We start from the raw sequence: 255 nt of genomic DNA on the forward strand, positions 1-255 counted from the left end.
GCTGCGCATACCAGCCGAAAGCGGTGAATTTCGCGCTGATATCGCCCAGGTTGCACACCTCGTCATTATCCGTGCGCCCGTCTATCTGCAGCTTGTTGAAGTCCACAAATGTAATCAGGTTGTCCAGATGCTTCGTGCTGGCGAACAGCGCCATTTCCCACACCTGGCCTTCGTCCAGCTCGCCGTCCCCGAGGATCAGGTACGTCCGGTTGTCCCGTCCGTCCATTTTCATGCCCAGCGCAACGCCCGCCGCGG

The 255-nt window shown here is 59.6% G+C and carries 1 protein-coding gene; it reads right to left on the reverse strand.

Annotated features, from left to right (window positions below; genetic code table 11):
- Positions 1-255, reverse strand: a 255-nt coding sequence (locus ACYQ3S_RS15795; protein ID WP_459690317.1) for a thiamine pyrophosphate-dependent enzyme, incomplete at both ends; no start/stop codon positions are given.

This window comes from Agathobaculum sp. TL06 (genome assembly GCF_054658635.1).